Below are 19706 nucleotides of genomic sequence, written 5' to 3' on the forward strand. Positions count from 1 at the left end.
GCCCGCCGATATGGTCCATATCCATGACGGATCCTTGGGCCACTTTCGGCGCCGACCTGCATCTGGACCTCACCGCCGGACGCGGTCTGCGGGCCGGGCTCACCGAGGCCCTGCGCGAGGCCGCGCGCAGCGGGCGGCTCGCTGCCGGCACCCGGCTGCCGTCCTCGAGGACCCTCGCCGCCGACCTGGGCATCGCCCGGAACACGGTCGCCGAGGCGTACGCCGAGCTCGTCGCGGAGGGCTGGCTGACGGCCCGCCGGGGCTCCGGCACCCGCGTCGCGGAGCGGGCCCGCCCGCGCCGGTCCTCGGCGGCGGCCGCTCCCGTACGGCGCCCCGCACGCACCGGGCCCGCGTACAGCCTGATCCCCGGCTCCCCGGACCTGGGCGGCTTCCCGCGCGCGGCCTGGCTGTCCGCGGCCCGCCGGGCCCTGACCGCCGCGCCGAACGAGGCCTTCGGGTACGCGTCCGACCCGCGCGGCCGCGTCGAGCTGCGGCAGGCGCTCGCCGGCTACCTGGCGCGGGCGCGCGGGGTGTACGCGGACCCCGAACGCATCGTGCTCTGCGCGGGCTTCCTGCACGGGCTGGCGCTGCTGGCGGGCGTACTGCGGGCGCGGCGGGTGCGGGAGGTGGCGGTGGAGGAGTACGGCCTGGACTTCCACCGGGACCTGCTGGTGCGGGCGGGACTGCGGACGCGCCCGCTGGGCCTGGACGGGGAAGGGGCCCGGACGGGGGAGCTGACCGCGACGTCGGGCGCGGTGCTGCTGACCCCGGCGCACCAGTTCCCGACGGGCGTCGCCCTGACCCCGGCGCGGCGGGCGGCCGCGGTCGACTGGGCCCGGACCTCGGGCGGGCTGATCCTGGAGGACGACTACGACGGGGAGTTCCGCTACGACCGCCAGCCGGTCGGGGCGCTCCAGGGCCTGGACCCCGACCGGGTGGTGTACCTCGGCACTGCCAGCAAGTCCCTGGCCCCCGGGCTGCGGATGGGCTGGATGGTGGTCCCGCCGGGGCTGCTGGAGGAGGTCCTGGCCGCCAAGGGACCCACGGAGTGGGCGAGCGGCGCGCCGGACCAGCTCACGCTGGCGGAGTTCATCACCTCGGGGGCCTACGACCGCCACGTGCGCGGCATGCGGCTGCGGTACCGGCGGCGCCGGGACGAGCTGGTGGCGGCCGTGGGGGACCGGGTGGCGGTCTCGGGGATCGCGGCGGGGCTGCACGCGGTGCTGGACCTGCCCGGGGGGACGGAGCGGTCGGTGCTGCAGGCCGCGGCCTGGCAGGACCTGGCCCTGCACGGGCTGGGTCGCTTCCGGCACCCGGAGGCCGGTGCGCTGCCGCGGGACGCGGTGGTGGTCGGGTACGGGACGCCGTCGGACAGTGCGTGGTCGCCGACGCTGGCGGCCCTGGCGGCGGCCCTGCCGTGACCTGCGGCGCCGTTGCCGGGGCGCCGCCCCGGACCCCGCGCCTCAAACGCCGGCGGGGCTGAGTGGGTGGCGGGGCTGAGTGGGTGGCGGGGCGGGGCGGAATTCCGGCATGCGCGGCCGCGGTCATTGCTCCGTCGGGGCCGACGGTTCGCCGAAGCGGGCCAGGGCCAGGGAGCCGGCGACCGCCACCGCGAAACCCGTCACCGCCAGCCAGGCCAGGCCCTCGCGGGTGCTGTCGCCGAGCCAGGCCACGCCCACCACCGCCGGGCCGACCGTCTCGCCGAGCACCATGCCCGCCGTGGCCACCGTCACCGAGCCGCGCGCGAGTGCCGAGGTGAGGAGCAGGAAGGCCGCACCGCCGCCCAGCAGGAGGGCGTACAGGGCCGGGTTGCGCAGGTCCCAGGGGGAGTCGATGAGCCGCACCGAGACCTCCACCACCCCGAAGCCCGTGCCCGCCGCAAGACCCAGGACCAGCGCCCGCGGCCCGTCCGGCAGCCGCCCCGCGAACACCCCGACCAGCAGCACCAGCCCCGCCACCGCCAGCAGTCCCAGCTTCAGCGCCAGCGACCCGGTCCCGGTGCCCTCCTCCCCGGCGGACAGCCCCAGCATCAGGAGCCCCGCGCACACCACCGCCACCGCGGCCCACTCGGTCCGGGACAGCCGCACCCGCAGCAGCCGCGCCGCGACCACCGCCGTCACCGCCAGGCTGGCCGCCAGCGCCGCCCCCACCGCGTAGATCGGGATGTGCCGCAGCGCGATGATCTGGAGCACGAAGCCGGCTCCGTCCAGGCCGAGACCCGCCAGGTACCGCCACTGCCGCACCGCCCGCAGGAACAGCGCCGTGTCCACCCCGGACCCCGTGCCCGGCTCCGCCGACCGCGCCGCGACCGCCTGCAGGACCGACGCCGTACCGAAGCAGACCGCCGCACCGAGCGCGCAAATCATCCCAATGAGCACGAACTGACTCTAGGTCACGGATCTCACGACGGCCGGATTCCATCGGCCGGGGACCCCGCTCTACTCTGTCGGCAGTACGCGAGGCCTCAGGGGGAACAGCAGACATGGACAGCAGCAGCACCAATCAGCGCCGTATGCGCTCCGGCGCGGTCGCCCTCGGCGGCATGGGCCTGCTCGCGGCCACGCTCGTGGCCTGCGGCAGCAGCGACGAACCGGACAAGCGCTGTGCCTCCCGCTCCACTTTGCAGCACCTGAACAACAAGGAGTGCAAGAGCGGCGGCACCGGCGCCTACTACTACGGCGGCCACGTCGCCGCCGGCAAGGTCTCCGGCGGCAGCTTCGACAAGTCCGCCGTCACCCGCGGCGGCATCGGCGGCCACAAGAGCTCCGGCTCCAGCGGCGGCTGACCGGCACCATGCAGCGGCACACCATCGAACCCCGTCCCGGCTGGCAGAAGACCGTCGAGGAGCAGGGGGTGATCTACCCCCTCACCCGCTACCCCGACGACTCGCTGCGCCCCTACTGGGACGAGAGCGCGTACTACTCCTTCTCGCTCCCCGAGGTCGAGGCCCTGGAGAACGTCGTCGAGGAGCTGCACGCCATGTGCCTGGCCGCGGCCGCGCACATCGTCGAGCACGACCGCTTCGCCGACCTCGGCATCACCGACCCGAAGCTGGCGGCGCTGATCGCCGAGTCGTGGCGGCGCCGCGCCGAGCAGCCCTCCCTCTACGGGCGCTTCGACCTGCGCTACGACGGCACCGGCAGCCCGGCCAAGATGCTGGAGTACAACGCCGACACCCCCACCTCCCTGGTGGAGGCGGCGAGCCCGCAGTGGTTCTGGATGGAGGAGCGCTTCCCCGGCGCCGACCAGTGGAACTCCCTCCACGAGCGCCTCGTCGACGCCTGGCGGCGCCAGGCCGAGCTGCTCCCGCCCGGCCCGCTGCACTTCGCGCACTCCGAGACCGACGAGCTCGGTGAGGACCTGATGACGGTCGCCTACCTCCAGGAGACCGCCGAGCAGGCCGGCCTGGACACCCAGGCGCTGTCCGTCGAGCAGATCGGCTGGGACAGCCTCTCCGGCCGGTTCGTGGACGAGAAGCTCCGCTTCATCCGCTCCTGCTTCAAGCTCTACCCGTGGGAGTGGCTGGCGACGGACGAGTTCGGCCCGCAGGTCCTCGGTACGTACGACCACGGCGGCGGCTCCGGCACCACCTGCTGGATCGAACCCCTTTGGAAGATGCTGCTGTCCAACAAGGCGCTGCTCGCGATCCTGTGGGAGCTCTTCCCGGACCACCCCAACCTGCTGCCCGCCTACCTCGACGGCCCGCGCGAACTGGCCGCCCCCGGGTCCGCCGGGTACGTGACCAAGCCCCTCCTCGGCCGTGAGGGCGCGGGGGTCACCCTCCACGAGGCGGGCGAGGACGGCGTGCCCTTCGCACCGGAGGAGGGGGAGCGGTACTGCTTCCAGGGCCTGGCCCCGCTGCCCGACTTCGACGGCAACCGGGTGGTGCTCGGCGCGTGGGTCGTCGAGGACGAGGCGGCGGGGCTCGGCATCCGGGAATCGGCGGGGCCGGTCACGGACGAGTACGCCCGCTTCCTGCCCCACGTCATCCTCTGACCCGCACGGACGGGGTCTACGCGCCCAGCACCGACCGGAGCTGGTCCAGGCCCCAGTCCAGGTCCTCCTTGCTGATCACCAGCGGCGGGGCGATCCGGATCGTCGACCCGTGCGTGTCCTTCACGAGCACCCCGAGCTCCATCAGCTTCTCGGAGATCTCCCGGCCGGTGCCGCGCGAGGGGTCGATGTCCACGCCCGCCCACAGTCCGCGCCCGCGCACGGCGGTCACCGCGCCGCCGCCGATCAGCAGGTTCAGTTCCCGGTGCAGGTGCTCGCCCAGCTCGGTGGCGCGGCCCTGGAACTCGCCGGTCCGCAGCATCGCGATCACCTCCAGGGCGACCGCGCACGCGAGCGGGTTCCCGCCGAAGGTGGACCCGTGCTCCCCGGGGCGGAACACCCCGAGCACGTCCCGGTCGGCGACGACGGCGGACACCGGCACCACGCCGCCGCCGAGCGCCTTGCCGAGGATGTAGACGTCCGGGACGACCCCCTCGTGCTCGCACGCGAAGGTCCGCCCGGTGCGCCCCAGACCCGACTGGATCTCGTCCGCCATGAACAGGACGTTCCGCTCGCGGGTCAGCTCCCGCACACCGCTCAGGTACCCGGCCGGCGGCACCAGCACCCCCGCCTCGCCCTGGATCGGCTCCAGCAGCACGGCCACGGTGTTCTCGGTGACGGCGTGGGCCAGCGCGGTGAGGTCCCCGTACGGAACGATCTCGAAGCCCGGCGTGTACGGGCCGAAGTGGTCGCGGGCCTCGTGGTCCGTGGAGAAGGACACGATCGTCGTGGTCCGGCCGTGGAAGTTGTCGGCGGCGACCACGATCTTGGCGTGCCCGTCCGGGACGCCCTTGACCTCGTAGCCCCACTTGCGGGCGGTCTTCACCGCCGTCTCCACGGCCTCCGCGCCCGTGTTCATGGGGAGCACCATGTCCTTGCCGCACAGCGCGGCGAGCTCGGTACAGAAGTCGGCGAAGCGGTCGTGGTGGAAGGCACGTGAGGTGAGCGTGACCCGTTCCAGCTGGGCCCGGGCGGCATCGATCAGCCGGCGGTTGCCGTGACCGAAGTTGAGGGCCGAGTAACCGGCGAGCATGTCGAGGTATCTGCGGCCCTCGACATCGGTCATCCACGCGCCTTCCGCGGAGGCGACGACCAAGGGCAGCGGATGGTAGTTGTGCGCGCTGTGCGCGTCTGCGGAGCGGATGGCATCAGCTGTTGTCGACACGGGGTCTCCGATCGTCCGTCTGGCCGGGTGTAGCGCCGGGTGAAGCGGTGACGAGGGTGGCGTCACCTTCTTATCGTCGCTCGTATCCCGGACGCAGAAACATCGTTCGCGGCGCGCCCGCTAAGGTGTGCGGTACGCACGGCGACTGGCGTACGGAGAACCAACTCCGGGGGAGTCGTGCGCGCTCGACCGCATTCAGGGCCGCTCGCCTGGGCCTCGCGGGGTACCGATCACATCGACCCCGGAGGAGCCCGCCATGTCCGCGAGCCGCCATCCCGCCCTTCTCGCCGCCGACCCCGAGCTGGCGTCCTTCGTCGCGGCGGAGGAAGTACTGCAGGCGCAGACCCTGCGCCTGATCCCCAGTGAGAACTACGTGTCCGCGGCCGTCCTCGAGGCCTCTGGCACCGTGCTGCAGAACAAGTACAGCGAGGGCTATCCCGGCCGCCGCTACTACGAGGGCCAGCAGAACATCGACCGCGTCGAGGCGCTGGCCGTGGAGCGGGCCAAGGGCCTGTTCGGCGTGGACCACGCGAACGTGCAGCCGTACTCCGGCTCGCCGGCGAACCTGGCCGTGTACCTGGCCTTCGCGAAGCCGGGCGACACCGTGATGGGCATGGCCCTGCCGATGGGCGGGCACCTCACCCACGGCTGGGGCGTCTCGGCGACGGGCTCCTGGTTCCGGGGCGTCCAGTACGGCGTCCGCCAGGACACCGGGCTGATCGACTACGACGCGGTGCGCGAGCTGGCCCTGGCCGAGCGGCCCAAGCTGATCTTCTGCGGCGGTACCGCCCTGCCGAGGACCATCGACTTCGCCGCCTTCGCCGAGATCGCCAAGGAGGCGGGCTCGATCCTGGTCGCGGACGTGGCCCACATCGCGGGCCTGATCGCGGGCGGCGCGCACCCGTCCCCGGCGGACCACGTCGACGTCGTCTCCACCACCACGCACAAGACCCTGCGCGGTCCGCGGGGCGCGATGCTGATGTGCCGGGAGGAGCACGCGAAGGCGATCGACAAGGCGGTCTTCCCGGGCCTCCAGGGCGGCCCGCACAACCAGACGACGGCCGGTATCGCGGTGGCGCTGCACGAGGCGGCCCAGCCGTCCTTCACGGCGTACGCGCACCAGGTCGTCGCCAATGCCAAGGCGCTTGCCGCGGAGCTGCTCCAGAAGGGCTTCGACCTGGTCTCGGGCGGTACGGACAACCACCTGATCCTGATCGACCTGACCGGCAAGGACGTGCCGGGCAAGATCGCGGCCAAGGCCCTGGACCGGGCGGGCATCGTCGTGAACTACAACACGGTGCCGTTCGACCCCCGCAAGCCGTTCGACCCGTCGGGCATCCGGATCGGCACTCCCTCGCTGACCTCGCGGGGCCTGTCCGCCGCGCACATGCCGGTCGTGGCCGACTGGATCTCGCGCGCGGTCGACGCCGCCGCCAAGGGCGACGAGCAGGCCCTCGCCGCGATCCGCGCGGAGGTCACGGACCTGATGGCGGCCTTCCCCGCCCCGGGCCTGCCGCTCGCCTGACCTGCGGCCCGGCGTCCGGGGCTCGGGCCCCGGACGCCGGCGGAGCCGGACGATCCGGCCCGCCCGGCGCTCGGGGCGAAGGCGTGACGGGGGCATCGGGCGGGCACGGGCCCGCCCCCGCACCTGAGAGAATGGGGGCATGGCTTCTGATCGTCCTCGCGCGCTCTCCGGCATCCAGCCCACCTCCGGCTCGTTCCACCTCGGGAACTACCTCGGAGCCATCCGCCAGTACGTCGCCCTGCAGGAGACGCACGACGCCTTCTACATGGTGGTCGACCTGCACGCGATCACCGTGCCGCAGGATCCGAAGGAACTGCGCGCGAACACCCGCCTCTCCGCCGCCCAGCTGCTGGCCGCCGGCCTGGACCCCGAGCGCTGCACGCTCTTCGTCCAGAGCCACGTGCCCGAGCACGCCCAGCTCGGCTGGGTCATGAACTGCATCACCGGTTTCGGCGAGGCCAGCCGGATGACCCAGTTCAAGGACAAGTCCGCCAAGGGCGGCGTCAACAACGCCACTGTCGGCCTGTTCACGTACCCGATCCTGCAGGTCGCCGACATCCTGCTGTACCAGGCGAACGCGGTCCCCGTCGGCGAGGACCAGCGCCAGCACATCGAGCTGACCCGCGACCTGGCGGAGCGCTTCAACCAGCGCTACGGCCGGACCTTCACCCTCCCCGCCGCGCACATCGTCAAGGAGGTCGCGAAGATCTACGACCTCCAGGACCCGGCGATCAAGATGTCGAAGTCCGCCTCGTCCCCCAAGGGCCTGATCAACCTCCTCGACGAGCCCAAGGTCACCGAGAAGAAGATCAAGAGCGCGGTCACGGACACCGAGGCGGAGGTCCGCTTCGACTCCGAGAAGAAGCCCGGCGTCAGCAACCTGCTCACGATCTACTCCACCCTCACGGGCGAGACGATCTCCGAGCTGGAGGCGAAGTACGAGGGCAAGGGCTACGGCGCGCTGAAGACCGACCTGGCCGGCGTGATGGTCGATTTCGTCACACCGTTCAAGAAGCGCACCCAGGAATACCTGGACGACCCCGAGACGCTGGACTCCATCCTGGCCAAGGGCGCGGAGAAGGCCCGAGCGGTCGCCGCCGAGACGCTCGCGCAGGCCTACGACAGCCTCGGTCTGCTGCCCGCCAAGCACTGACGAACGCAACTACGGACAGAGAGACCTGGCACGAACGGGGGTGCTGCCGCCACACTGGGGCGGCAGCAGTCCACAGCGACAAGCGGAGGAGAGATACGTGGGGACCGTAACGCTCGGCGTTTCGATCGCGGTCCCGGAGCCGTACGGCAGCCAGCTCCAGGAGCTGCGCGCGGGCTTCGGGGACGCGGCCGCGCACGGCATCCCCACGCATGTCACCCTCGTCCCGCCCACCGAGGTGGAGGCGGACCGGCTCCCCGCGATCAGGGCCCACCTGGTCGAGGTTGCGGCCGCCTTCCGGTCCTTCCGGATGCGGCTGGCCGGCACCGGAACCTTCCGCCCCCTCTCGCCCGTCGTCTTCGTCAGGATCGCCGAAGGGGCCGAGGGCTGCACCCGCCTGCAGAGCGAGGTCCGCGACCCCCACGGGCCGCTCGACCGCGAGCTGGCGTTCCCGTACCACCCGCACGTCACGGTCGCCCACGGGATCTCCGAGGAGGCGATGGACCTCGCGTTCACGACCCTCGCCGAGTACGGCGCCGAGTGGCTGTGCGAGGGCTTCGCGCTCTACGAGCAGGGCTCGGACGGGGTCTGGCGCAAGCTGCGCGAGTACCCGTTCGGGAACGGACCGGCCTGCGTCCCGGCGCAGGCGGGCTCACCCGGTGACCAGGCCGGAGAGGCGGCCGGGGCCGCAGGGGCAGCCGGGGCCGCGGGGGCGACCGTCCCGCCGTCCTGACGGAGCGGGCGCAGACCCAGGTGCAGGGAAAGCCGGGCGATGCGCCGGGCACGGAATCTCAGCCTTCGCAGGACCAGGGTGTGGAACGGGCGACCCGTAGGGCGCGTTTCGGGAAAAGTCACAATCGACGACCGTAGCCGCCGGAAGCGGCAATCCCGGCTATTTCCGGCGGCTGAATTACGGTGACCCCATGGACTGGCTGACGAAACTCCCGGTGATCGGGCCGCTCGCGGTCCGTCTGATGCGGACGCACGCGTGGCATTCGTACGAACGCCTCGACCGCGTGCACTGGACCCGCCTCGCCGCAGCCATCACCTTCATCAGCTTCCTCGCGCTCTTTCCGCTGATCACCGTGGCCGCCGCGATCGGCGCGGCGCTGCTCAGCCCGGAGCAGCTGGACCGGCTGGAGAAGAACCTCGCCGAACAGGTCCCGGGCATCTCCGACCAGCTCAACATCGGGGGACTCGTCGACAACGCCGGCACGGTCGGTCTCGTCGCCGGCGCCCTCCTGCTCGTCACCGGTGTCAGCTGGGTGGGCTCCATGCGGGACTGCCTGCGCGCGGTCTGGGACAAGGACGACGAGGACGACGGGAACCCGATCGTCCGCAAGGGCAAGGACGGGCTCGTCCTTCTCGGCCTCGGCGGAGTGGGCCTGGCCTCCGCCGCCGCCTCCATCCTCGGATCCAGTGCGGTCGGGAAGACCGCCGAATGGCTGGACATCCCGCGCGAGGGCGCGGGCGGCGCGCTGCTGCGCTCCTTCGCCTTCCTCGTCGGCGTCGTGGCCGCGTTCCTGCTGCTCCTCTACGTCCTGACCCTGCTCCCGGGCGTCGAACCGCCCCGCGGCCGCCTGATCCAGGCGGCCCTCATCGGCGCGGCCGGCTTCGAACTGCTGAAACTGCTGCTCAGCGGCTATATGCGGGAGGTCGCCGCGAAGAGCATGTACGGGGCCTTCGGCGTGCCGATCGCCCTGCTGCTCTGGATCAACTTCATGGCGAAACTGCTGCTGTTCGTCTCCTCCTGGACGGCGACCCGCGACGACGCGGACGGCGACGGGACGGAAGACCCGCCGGCCGCCCCTCCCGCCGCCCCTCCGGCCGTCGCACCGGAGGCCTCCGGCAGCCGCTGAAGCGACGGCCGGCCGCGCCGGTGGCGCACCGGTGTGGGGCCCGGTGCGCCACTGGATCCCGGGTGACGGGACGCCCTACCAGGTGCCGTTGCCGCAGCCGTACACCCAGCGGTGCGAGGCGGAGTTGTCGTGGACCTTCTCGCCCAGACCGCGGTTGTCCCCGTTGCGGGTCCAGCTGTACTTCTGCGCGTTGCCGCGCAGGTTCCACTCCGTGCCGTAGCCGATGCAGGCGTAGGCGCCGGTGTGGTTGTCACCCCAGTAGATGTTGACGTGGTGGCGGCCGGAAGGGATGCCGGAGTTGCGGACCCAGTCGGCCTTGTTCTTGACCTGGCCCGGCCACGAGGACGAGTTGCCGCCCTCCTGGTAGAGGTAGTTGGCGTCGTCCGAGTAGGCACAGAAGTTGCCGCTGCCGCAGCCGCCGTCGGCCTGCGCCGCGGTCGGAACGGCCACGACCGCCGCACCGGCGATCGCGATCCCCGCGAGGAGCGTCCTGAGCTTGTTCATGGTGTTCCCTCCCAGTCGTGCTGTGCGTGGTTCACCGCCGGTCGGCGGTACGCGATGTCAGGTCCCGGACAGCCGGGCGACCACATCGCGAGCTGTGGGCAGGGCCGCCACCTGCATCCGACGCATGGCGTCGAAGGCGGCCCGGTTGTCGGAGCGGATCTTGTCCGAAAGACGCCGGTGCAGGTCCTGCGCGGTGTCGGCAAGCCCGCTCGAGCGGGCGCACTCGGCCTGGGCGGCCGCCATCGGCACGTCCTGCGCCTCGGCCTCCGGGCCGGTCCGCGCCAGCTGTTCCTCGCGCTGGCGCACCGGGTGCCCGGCCGGATGACCACGGCGGCCGACGCACTCGCTCCAGGCGGCGAGCGACGTGCGGAAGGCGGGGTCCTGGTTGACCCGGCCGGTGCGCACCGCGGCGAGCTGGTTCACCGTCTCGCTGGAGCGGTACCACAGACGCACGTCCCCGTAGAGCTGCCGCCAGGACTCGGTGACACAGCCGCGGTCGCTGTGGCCGAGGGTGCCGCCGAGCGGACTCTCGACCTCCAGCCCCCGCGCATCCGGACCCAGCAGGGCGGCGCCCCTGGCCTCCCGCTGCCCGGCGGAGAGGCCGCGTTCGTACTGCCCGGCCGGGCCCGACACCGCCTCCTCGTCCAGCAGGCGCTCGATCCCGCGCCCGAAGCCGTGGCTGCGGGCCCAGTCCACGTCGTCCACGCCGTACGGGAAGTCCCGCAGGTCCGGGTGCGGCACGCGCGGCACCGGCCAGTACGAGAACCCCTGCGCCCGCATGCAGTCCCGTACGAGCAGTTCTCCCGCGGTGTGCAGCAGGTCCAGCTCGGCGGCGTCCACCGCGCGCACCGGGGCCCGCTGCGCGGCGCCGTCCGCCGGGAGGGCGGTCCAGGCCGCCACTGCGAGCAGTGCGACGCCGGCCGCGAGGGAGGCGGAGATCCAGTTCCGCCGGGCGGTGTTCAGCACGGAGCGCTCGCCGGCGTCGACCCGACCCCCGTGCGGACGACGTCGCCGTGCTCGGCGGGATTCCCCGCCGGGACCGTGCCGTCGGCCGTGACGACGGCCAGCCATCTCCTCCGCATGGGAGGACCCCCTTCCCGTGGGCGCCTTGCCGACAGGAGTGAGCCAACCGTGCCGAAGTCCTCCGGTGAACCTGTGAGTTGATAGGTGGTGCGGGCCCGGGAAGCCGGTTAGGGGACGGTCCCCCGGGCCGGCCGCGGCGGACGAGGGCATACGAACGCCCCCCGTCCGGTGGCGCTGCCGGGGGGCGGTGGGTACGGCGGGAAGGGGGCGGGCCGGCCGGGTGACCTCAGACCAGTTCTTCGCCCCGGCCGCGGCGGCCGCGGGGCCAGCGGCGGTTGATCACGAAGGCGCCGCCCGCCAGTACGGCCAGTGCACCGCCCGCGACGCCCAGCGCGGTGCCCGCACCGCCGCCGGAGCCCTTGCCGGCCGACGGGTTGTTCTCGTGCGACTGGGCCGGGGAGCCGTGCGAGGAGGTGTCCGCGCTCTTCGGCGGCACGAGCTCACCCACCGGCTTGACCTTCCCGGCGGCCGCGAAACCCCAGTCGAAGAGCGCTGCGGTCTCCTCGTAGACCGAGTTCGCGCCGCCCGCGTTCGGGTTCATCACCGTGACCAGCAGCTTCCTCTCGCCCTGCTGCGCGGCGCCGGTGAAGGTGGAACCGGCCATGGTGGTGTTGCCGTTCTTGACCCCGGCGATGCCCTTGTAGGGGGTGATGCCGCCCGCACCGGTCATCAGCCGGTTGGTGTTCTGGATCTCGAAGTGGTCCCGCGGCTTCCCGGCCTCCTGCAGCCCGGGGAACTTCGCGCTCACGGTGCCGCAGTACTCCCTGAAGTCGTGCTTCTGCAGTCCGGAGCGGGCGATCAGCGTCAGGTCGTACGCGCTCGACACCTGCTCGGGGGCGTCGTACCCGTCGGGGGACACCACGTGCGTGTCGAGGGCCTGCAGCTCCTCGGCGTGGGCCTGCATGTCCTTGACGGTCTTCTCGACGCCGCCGTTCATGGCCGAAAGCACATGCACGGCGTCGTTCCCCGACCGCAGGAACACCCCGAGCCACAGGTCGTGGACGGAGTACTCGAGGTCCTCCTTGACCCCGACCAGGCTGCTGCCCGAGCCCACGCCCTCCATGTCCTTGTCGGTGACCTTGCGTACCTGCTCCTTGGGCAGGTTCGGCAGCACGGTGTCCGCGAAGAGCATCTTCATGGTCGAGGCCGGGGGCAGCCGCCAGTGCGCGTTGTGTGCGGCCAGCACCTCGCCGGACTCGGCGTCCGCCACGATCCACGACCGCCCGGTGAGGTTCGCCGGCAGGGCGGGCGCGCCGGGCAGCAGGTTCACCTGGGTCCCGGGCTGTCCGAGCAGGGAGCCGCCGACCGTGGACATCGAGACGGGCGGCGCGGGCGCCGGGGCCTTGGGCGGCTGGGCCTTTCCGTCGGCCGGCGGGGTCGGCGCGGCATGTGCGGGGGCCGCCAGCAGGGCGGGGACCAGCAACGCGGCGGAAAGGACCGACAGCGCGGTCTTCTTGGCAGACACGCAGGTGAAAGTACATGCCGATGAGCTGGACAGCGTCGCTGACCGGCCAATCGGCGGCAACCACCCCCGGGACAGCCCACCCCGGCGCGTCCGTCCTGGGGACGAATCCGATACTGAAGACATGAGACTCAGCCGTACCGCCTCCTGGTTCCTGCTCGCGTTCGGAGTGTGGAGCTGGTTCATCTGGGTGTCTTTCGTCCGGAACCTGTGGAGGAACGGCAGTGGTCTTGCCTTCGATGCGGCGGGCGGTCCCACTTCCTACTTCTGGGTGCACCTGACGCTTGCGGTGTCGTCCTTTCTCCTGGGGACGGCGGTCGGACTGATCGGGTTGCGTGCCGTCCTCGCCCTGCGGCGTGAATCACGTGCGGAGCGTGCGGACGGCACGGACCGTACGAACCGAGCGGATTCGGACACACAGGCATGAGAATTCTGATCTTCGCCCTCGTCGCACTGGCGGTCTGCGCCCTGCTGGTCGTGGTCCACCGCTGGCTCTGGGTCCGGCTCGTCCGCGACACCACGACCCCCGGCGGCCTCCCCCGGCGCATCGGCACGGCCTCGGCCATCGCCCTGCCCCTCCTCTCCGTGGCCGCGCTGACCGCGGGACGCGCGGGCGCCCCCTTCTGGCTCGAGCAGACGGTGGCCTGGCCCGGGTACCTCTGGCTCGCGGTACTCCTGTACCTGACCCTGACGATGCTGGTCGCGGAGCCGGTCCGCGCGCTGTTGCTCCGCCGTCCGGCCCACCGCGATTCCTCCGGGGCGGTGACCGGCCGGCCCGAGCCCGTGGAGGTCCCCGCCGCGGCCGCACCCGCGGCCGCCACGGTCACCGCCGAGCGGCCCGCCACGGGCGACGGGCTGAGCCGCCGGCGCTTCGTGTCGCGCACGGTCGGAGGGACGGCCGCCGCCGTCGCCCTCGGGACCGTCGGGGCCGGGACGTACGGAGTCATGCGCGGTCCGCGGGTGAAGCGGGTGCAGGTCCCCCTCGCCAAACTGCCGCGCGCGGCCCACGGTTTCCGGATCGCCGTCGTCAGCGACGTCCACCTCGGACCGGTGCTCGGCCGCGCCCACGCCCAGCGCATCGTCGACACCGTCAACCGCACCCAGCCCGACCTCATCGCCATCGTCGGCGACCTCGTCGACGGCAGCGTCCCCGACCTCGGGCCCTCCGCGGAGCCGCTGCGCCGGCTCACCGCACGCCACGGCTCGTTCTTCGTCACCGGGAACCACGAGTACTTCTCAGGCGCCGAGCAGTGGATCGAGCACGTCCGCGAACTGGGCCTGACCCCGCTGGAGAACGCCCGCCAGGAGATGCCGCACTTCGACCTCGCCGGCGTCAACGACATCCAGGGGGAACTGGAGGGCAGCGGCCCCGACTTCCAGGCCGCCCTCGGTGACCGCGACCGGTCGCGGGCCGCCGTACTCCTCGCGCACCAGCCCGTCGTCATCCACGACGCAATCCGCCACGGGGTCGACCTCCAGCTGTCCGGCCACACCCACGGCGGCCAGCTCTGGCCGGGCAATTACCTCGCCGAGCTCGCCAACCCCACCGTGGCCGGTCTGGAGCGCTACGGCGACACCCAGCTCTACGTCTCCCGCGGGGCCGGAGCCTGGGGACCGCCGGTCCGTGTGGGAGCGCCGTCCGACATCACCGTCGTCGAACTCGCCTCATATCAGGCCTGACCCGCCTCAAACGCCGGAGCACCCTCACAAACCGGCCTTCCGGCGGCTGATATTCCGTGATGGGATGACCGTTAATCGGACAGCGCGACGCTGTCAGCGGTCAAGGGGTGGGGTTCAGGGGATGCGGTCTGTCCGCTCGAAGATAATCGCGGCCGGGCTGGTCCTCGGCGTGGCCGGCGTCGGAGCCTGGCAGTTGCTGCCCGAGGACGGCAACGGCCGCGGTGCGGTCCGGGTCGGAACGAGTGACGTGGTCTCCTCCCTCGACCCGGCCGGGGCGTACGACGCCGGCTCCTGGGCCCTGTTCAGCAACATCTACCAGTCGCTGCTGACCATCAAGCCCGGCTCCGACGCCCCCGTGCCGGACGCCGCCGCCTCCTGCAACTTCGTCGGCCAGAAGCTCACCACCTACCAGTGCGAGCTCCGCCCCGACGTGAAGTTCGCCGGCGGGCGCACCATCACCGCCGAGGACGTCAAGCACTCCTTCGACCGCATCAAGGCGATCAACTCCGACCAGGGCCCGGCCCCGCTCTTCAACACGCTGGAGTCGGTCAAGGCCGAGGGGCGCACGGTCACCTTCAACCTCTCCGCCCGCGACGCCACCTTCCCCTTCAAGATCGCGACCGGCGCCGCCGCGATCGTCGACAAGGACAAGTACCCGGCGAAGTCCCTGCGCGAGGACGGCAAGGCCGACGGCTCCGGCCCGTACACGCTGGGCGCGTACCGGACCGGAACGAGCGTCGAGCTCAAGCCCAACGCCTCGTACAAGGGCCAGGGCAAGCCCGCCCGCAGACCCGTCAACATCAAGTACTTCAAGGACTCGCAGCAGCTCGACCAGGCCTGGAAGGCCCACCAGATCGACGTCGCCCACCGGGACATGCCGCCCGCCGTGCTCGCCGACCTCAACCCGGGCATGAAGGACACCCGTTACCAGGCCTCCGGCGGCAGCGAGATCCGCTCCATCGTCTTCAACGTCCGGCCCGGCTCCACCGCGGCCCCGCTCGCCGTCCGCCAGGCCGTCGCCGCCGTGCTCGACCGCTCCAAGGTGGCCGCCGACGTCCACCTCGGCACCGTCACCCCGCTGTACTCCCTGGTACCGGCCGGCATCGGCGGCCACAGCACGCCGTTCTTCGACGCCTACCCGACGCCCAACGGGGCCACCGCCAAGAAGCTCCTCAAGGAGGCCGGGGTCACCGCCCCCGTGCACCTCAAGCTCGGTGTGAACGTACGCGGCGCGAACCTGCCCGAGGCCGAGGAGCTCAAGCGCCAGCTGGAGTCCACCGGCCTCTTCCAGCTGACGATCAAGCCGGTCGAGCAGTGGAGCGACTTCCAGAAGGGCTACGCGGCGGGCGAGTTCGACGCCTACACCATCGGCTGGATCGCCGACTTCCCGGACGCGGACAACTTCCTCGCCCCGCTCGTCGGCGCCGACTCGTCCATGAACAACGGCTTCTCCGACAAGCAGGTCGACGAGCTGATCACCCGCACCCAGTCCCACTCGGAGCGCGGCAACGCGGCCGCGGAATTCCGCGACCTCCAGAAGCTGGTCGCCCAGCAGGCCCCGATGGTGCCGATCTGGCAGAAGAAGGACTACGTGATGTCCCGCGAGGACGTCACCGGAGCCCAGAACCTGTCCGACGGCACCGGCGTCTGGCGCCTGTGGGAACTCGACTGGCTGTAGGGGAGCCGGGGGAGTCCGACGGCTACGCGGGGTCCTTGTCCGGGTACGGGTCCGAGGCCCTGCGCCGGGCCCCCGCCGTCGCCGTCTGGGCCATGCCCGGCAGGAAGTCCGCGAACAGCTCGTGCACTTCCCGCACCAGCGGCCGCAGCACCCGGAACCGGGCCAGCACGATGCCCCGCGTCGTCAGCTGCGCGCCGCGCTCGGCGAGTCGGCGCGTCTTCTCGCTGTTCGGCGAGCGGTCGAAGACCCAGTACAGGACCAGGCCCATCTGCGCGAGCCACATCAGCTCGGGCAGTACGTCGGCCAGCTCGGCCGGAACCTTGGTCTTCGCGCCGGCCAGCACCTCGCGGTGTATGCGGATCGCCGCCTGCCGCGCCTGCTCGGACTCCGGCGAGAACGGGCTGAGCGGGCTCTCGGGGTCCGCCGCGTTCTTGAAGAACTGCGAGGCGAACTCGTGGTACGGGGCGGCGATGTCCATCCAGCTCGTCAGCACGCCCGCGTACCGCTTCTGCAGATCGGTCTCGTTGTCCAGGATGGGCCGGACCGCCGCCTGGTGGGCGGCGCCGATCCGGTCGTAGAACCCCTGGACCAGGTGTTCCTTCGATTCGAAGTAGTAGTAGGCGTTGCCGACCGAGACGCCGGCCTCCTTCGCGATACCCCGCATCGTCGTCTTGTCGAACCCGCGCTCCTGGAAGAGACGGAGCGCGGTTTCGAGGATGAGCGTGCGGGTCTGCTCGCTCTTGGGAGCCTTCTGATCAGTCACGGTGCACGAGCCTATCCGGGGACGGGGCAGTGGTCGTCACAGGCCGGTCCTTCCGCCCCCTCGGGGTCGCCCTCGCTGCGCACGGCCTGCCGCCAGGCGGAGGCCGTGTACATGGCCGCCCGGGCGAAGGGCCGGCCGGCCGCGGTGGCGAGCCAGTTCGCCTTCGGCCGGTGTTCGGCCAGTGCCCACAGGCACACGATGAAGGCGTCCGTCCCGGTCCACACCTGCCCCGAGTCACCGACGACGGTGATCTCCTTGAGCGTCGACGCGTGGTCGAGGCGGGGGAAGCGCCGGTGCGCCTCCCAGGACGCGGCGGGGACCAGGGCGAGCGGGACCAGCCACCGCTGTGCGAGCAGCCAGTGCCGGATGTGTACGCAGAGCGGGCATCCGGCGTCGTAGAGGACGGTCAGGCGCTGTACGGGAGCGGTGGCGGTCGGCATGGCTCAGGCCCCGACCGGCGCGGTCCACCCCTGCGGGGCGACGGGCGGGGTCTGCTGGCGCTCCATGATTCCGCGGCGGCGCATCTTGTTCAGGACCCACACGTTCCCGAGGTGCATGACACCGAGGACCAGCAGGACGACGCCGAGCTTGACCGAGAGCGCCTCGAAGAGGCCGCGGGCGTCGGTGATCTCGTCCTTCGACCGGAGGTAGAGGGTCACGAAGCCGATGTTCACGAGGTAGAAGCCGACGACGAGGAGCTGATTGACGGCGTCCGCGAGCTTCTCGTTGCCGTGCAGGACGTCACCGATGAAGACGCGGCCGTTACGGCTGAGCGTGCGGGCCACCCAGACGGTGAGGCTGATGCTGATGAGCAGGTAGATGACATACGTGATGACGGTGAGGTCCATTGTCCCCAGCCCCTTTGAACGTGTTCAACTGCTGACGGGGATGACTGTAGGCCTCTTTTTGAACAAGTTCAAGCGACCTGTCGACGGCAGCACGAAGCCCCCGGGAATCCGCATGCGGATTGCCGGGGGCTTCGCCTCGAGGGTGGGGCGGTGCGTCAGGCGGTGGGCAGGAACTCCAGCATCAGACGGGTGGTCTCCGCCGGACGCTCCAGCGAGGGCAGGTGCCCCGCCCACGGCAGCTCGACGTGCTCGGCGCCCGGGACCAGGCCGGGGAGCTCGGCGGCGATGCCGCGGAAGTCCGGGTGGTCGTGCGCACCACCGACGACCAGGGTCGGGGCGGCGACCGCGGCCAGGTCGACCGGGGACTCCGGGAGCTCGTGGCTCTCGGTGACGGCCAGGGCGATCTCGAAGTTCCGGAGCTGCATGGCCCGCACGAGCGCGTGGGCACCGGCGTCGGCGTCCGGGCCGAGCCAGGTCTGCGCGTTGAACCCGGCGGCGCCGGCCAGGTCGCCCGCGTCCAGGAAGACGTCCTCCGCGGCCCCGAACTTCCGCAGCTCCGCACTCGGCACGTGGCCCGGCCGTCCCGGGCAGAGCAGGAGCAGCGAGGCCACCCGCTCCGGATGCAGCGCGGCGACCTGCAGGGCGATCCGGCCGCCGTACGAACTCCCCACCAGGGACGCCCGGTGCGCGCCGAGGTGGTCCAGGAGGTCCCGTACGTCACCGGCGTCGCTGTACGGGGCCTGGCCGGCGGGGGATTCCCCGCAGGTTCGGAAGTCCATCCGGACCACCCGGAACCCGGCCTCCATCAGAGGCTGCCACTGCGGTTCCCACATCCGCCGGTCGCATACGGAGGAGTGCAGCAGAACGACGACGGGCCCCTCGACGGGTCCGTCCACATCATGAGAAACGATCATCCGCTGATCCTCGCCGGGCGCGGGCGGCCTGTCACTGTGATTCGGGGCGGGGGGCCGAGAGGCGCGGGGTGGCGGGGGGATGGCGGGGGCGGACGCGGAGGCGGAGGCGGGGACGGGGGCGGCGAGGTTCGGTCGGGCGGGGGCCTGAGAGGCACGGGGTGGCTTCGGGGGTGGCGGGAGCCGCTCGGTCGGCATCGGAGATGCGTATGGGGGTTTCCCGTCAGTCTCATCGTCTCTCCGTGTCGGGCCGGCCCCTCAAGGGCGCTCCCTACGGTCGCGTCGCTGCGCGATGGCCTGCGGCCACCCTTGACCGACCGTCCCGCCCCGGACATACGAAGACTGCCGGGAAGCCCCCAAAGGAACGGGCCGGGGGACAGGAGGCAGGAACGGGGCGGCCGGGGAAGCCCTGCCCTGTCGGGGGCGGCACGTCCCCGAGACGGGGCCCATCCAGACCCAGGGCCCGGGTCGGGGGAAGCGCGTCCAATCGCTACGCGCTCCTCATGTCTCAGCGTCTCCAGCCGGTCTTGGGCCGGACATAGGCCGCCCACGGTCCCGGTGCGACTGTGTCGCCATGCGACCGACGGCCGGCAGGGGCTGATGGGGACCGGTGAGAGGGGCTGACGGCTGTTTCCCCTGCTATTCCGTCGTGGATCCGGGTCGGTGCGCAAGTGACACCACAAACCCGCCCCCAAACAGGGGCAATTGGGGCAAACGGTCGGCGATTCGAGCGGTCCGCTCTCGCTGACCCGACTCCACGACGAAATAGCCGCTGTCAGGCGTTTTTCCACCCCGGACAGCCCTCAGACGCCCTCCATGAGGGGCACTGGGGCGTCTTGGCGGCTTATGACCGGCCACAGGCGGTCGTCGGACGCATCTGGTGAGACGAACCCAGGCCGTGGGCGGCCTATGTCCGGCCTCGGACGGTCGTCGGACGCTGAGATATGAGGAGCGCGTAGCGATTGGACGCGCCCACCGACCCGGCCGGTAGTGCGCATGGGCCCCGCCTCGGGAAGAGGCTCACC

19 protein-coding genes and 1 riboswitch are annotated in these 19706 nt (G+C 71.9%); of the genes, 10 read left to right on the forward strand and 9 right to left on the reverse strand.

Annotated elements, in window-relative coordinates; translation table 11 throughout:
• Positions 1-23 precede the first annotated feature (23 nt).
• Positions 24-1421, forward strand: a complete 1398-nt coding sequence (locus OG753_RS25910) for a PLP-dependent aminotransferase family protein (RefSeq protein ID WP_405790313.1) — start codon at positions 24-26, stop codon at positions 1419-1421.
• Between the two features lie 123 nt (positions 1422-1544).
• Here OG753_RS25910 and OG753_RS25915 read toward each other — a convergent pair whose 3' ends face one another.
• Positions 1545-2366 (reverse strand): hypothetical protein, encoded by an 822-nt coding sequence (locus OG753_RS25915; protein WP_327266896.1) that lies wholly within the window; start codon positions 2364-2366, stop codon positions 1545-1547.
• A gap of 116 nt (positions 2367-2482) precedes the next feature.
• Between OG753_RS25915 and OG753_RS25920 the strand changes: the two genes are divergently transcribed.
• Together OG753_RS25920 and OG753_RS25925 are read left to right on the forward strand one after the other, a co-directional pair.
• Positions 2483-2785 (forward strand): hypothetical protein, encoded by a 303-nt coding sequence (locus OG753_RS25920; protein WP_327264076.1) that lies wholly within the window; start codon positions 2483-2485, stop codon positions 2783-2785.
• 8 nt (positions 2786-2793) lie between these two features.
• Complete coding sequence (locus tag OG753_RS25925) at positions 2794-3996, forward strand: glutathionylspermidine synthase family protein (protein WP_327264077.1); 1203 nt, start codon at positions 2794-2796, stop codon at positions 3994-3996.
• 16 nt (positions 3997-4012) lie between these two features.
• On the opposite strand, the gene rocD is transcribed toward OG753_RS25925, so the two are convergent.
• On the reverse strand, positions 4013-5218 hold the full coding sequence (gene rocD, locus OG753_RS25930; RefSeq protein ID WP_327264078.1) for an ornithine--oxo-acid transaminase: 1206 nt from the start codon (positions 5216-5218) through the stop codon (positions 4013-4015).
• 131 nt (positions 5219-5349) lie between these two features.
• A riboswitch (ZMP/ZTP riboswitch) is annotated at positions 5350-5440 on the forward strand.
• 34 nt (positions 5441-5474) lie between these two features.
• Here rocD and glyA point away from each other — a divergent pair.
• The 4 genes from glyA to OG753_RS25950 all read left to right on the forward strand — a co-directional run bounded on the left by glyA (position 5475) and on the right by OG753_RS25950 (position 9752).
• Positions 5475-6743: a serine hydroxymethyltransferase gene (glyA, locus tag OG753_RS25935; protein WP_327264079.1), complete on the forward strand. Its 1269-nt coding sequence runs from the start codon at positions 5475-5477 to the stop codon at positions 6741-6743.
• Positions 6744-6882: 139 nt separating this feature from the next.
• Positions 6883-7896, forward strand: coding sequence for a tryptophan--tRNA ligase (trpS, locus tag OG753_RS25940; protein WP_327264080.1), 1014 nt, complete (start codon positions 6883-6885; stop codon positions 7894-7896).
• Between the two features lie 97 nt (positions 7897-7993).
• Entirely contained in the window at positions 7994-8626 is a 633-nt protein-coding gene (locus tag OG753_RS25945) for a 2'-5' RNA ligase family protein (protein ID WP_383198696.1), read from the forward strand.
• 190 nt (positions 8627-8816) lie between these two features.
• Entirely contained in the window at positions 8817-9752 is a 936-nt protein-coding gene (locus OG753_RS25950) for a YihY/virulence factor BrkB family protein (RefSeq protein ID WP_327264082.1), read from the forward strand.
• A gap of 75 nt (positions 9753-9827) precedes the next feature.
• Here the strand turns inward: OG753_RS25950 and OG753_RS25955 are convergent, their stop codons facing one another.
• The 3 genes from OG753_RS25955 to OG753_RS25965 form a co-directional block, all read right to left on the reverse strand.
• Positions 9828-10256 (reverse strand): hypothetical protein, encoded by a 429-nt coding sequence (locus OG753_RS25955; RefSeq protein WP_327264083.1) that lies wholly within the window; start codon positions 10254-10256, stop codon positions 9828-9830.
• A gap of 57 nt (positions 10257-10313) precedes the next feature.
• Positions 10314-11222, reverse strand: a complete 909-nt coding sequence (locus OG753_RS25960) for a hypothetical protein (RefSeq protein WP_405790315.1) — start codon at positions 11220-11222, stop codon at positions 10314-10316.
• A gap of 343 nt (positions 11223-11565) precedes the next feature.
• The gene (locus OG753_RS25965; RefSeq protein WP_405790316.1) at positions 11566-12804 is read right to left on the reverse strand and encodes a D-alanyl-D-alanine carboxypeptidase family protein; all 1239 of its coding nucleotides are present in this window, start codon (positions 12802-12804) and stop codon (positions 11566-11568) included.
• Between the two features lie 121 nt (positions 12805-12925).
• Here OG753_RS25965 and OG753_RS25970 point away from each other — a divergent pair, with 121 nt between their 5' ends.
• The 3 genes from OG753_RS25970 to OG753_RS25980 all read left to right on the forward strand — a co-directional run bounded on the left by OG753_RS25970 (position 12926) and on the right by OG753_RS25980 (position 16159).
• Positions 12926-13228, forward strand: coding sequence for an SCO4848 family membrane protein (locus tag OG753_RS25970; RefSeq protein WP_327266897.1), 303 nt, complete (start codon positions 12926-12928; stop codon positions 13226-13228).
• Positions 13225-14481: a metallophosphoesterase gene (locus OG753_RS25975; RefSeq protein WP_327264086.1), complete on the forward strand. Its 1257-nt coding sequence runs from the start codon at positions 13225-13227 to the stop codon at positions 14479-14481. The genes OG753_RS25970 and OG753_RS25975 overlap by 4 nt, the downstream gene beginning before the upstream one ends.
• 121 nt (positions 14482-14602) lie before the next feature.
• Entirely contained in the window at positions 14603-16159 is a 1557-nt protein-coding gene (locus tag OG753_RS25980) for an ABC transporter substrate-binding protein (protein WP_405790317.1), read from the forward strand.
• 22 nt (positions 16160-16181) lie between these two features.
• On the opposite strand, the gene OG753_RS25985 is transcribed toward OG753_RS25980, so the two are convergent.
• The 4 genes from OG753_RS25985 to OG753_RS26000 form a co-directional block, all read right to left on the reverse strand.
• Positions 16182-16922, reverse strand: coding sequence for a TetR family transcriptional regulator (locus OG753_RS25985; protein ID WP_405790318.1), 741 nt, complete (start codon positions 16920-16922; stop codon positions 16182-16184).
• 11 nt (positions 16923-16933) lie between these two features.
• Complete coding sequence (locus OG753_RS25990; protein ID WP_327264089.1) at positions 16934-17362, reverse strand: DCC1-like thiol-disulfide oxidoreductase family protein; 429 nt, start codon at positions 17360-17362, stop codon at positions 16934-16936.
• Between the two features lie 3 nt (positions 17363-17365).
• Positions 17366-17770 (reverse strand): hypothetical protein, encoded by a 405-nt coding sequence (locus tag OG753_RS25995; protein ID WP_327264090.1) that lies wholly within the window; start codon positions 17768-17770, stop codon positions 17366-17368.
• A 155-nt stretch (positions 17771-17925) separates the two neighbouring features.
• Positions 17926-18684, reverse strand: coding sequence for an alpha/beta fold hydrolase (locus OG753_RS26000; RefSeq protein ID WP_405790319.1), 759 nt, complete (start codon positions 18682-18684; stop codon positions 17926-17928).
• Between the last annotated feature and the right edge of the window lie 1022 nt (positions 18685-19706).

Source organism: Streptomyces sp. NBC_00029 (assembly GCF_045160505.1).
Lineage (GTDB): Bacteria > Actinomycetota > Actinomycetes > Streptomycetales > Streptomycetaceae > Streptomyces.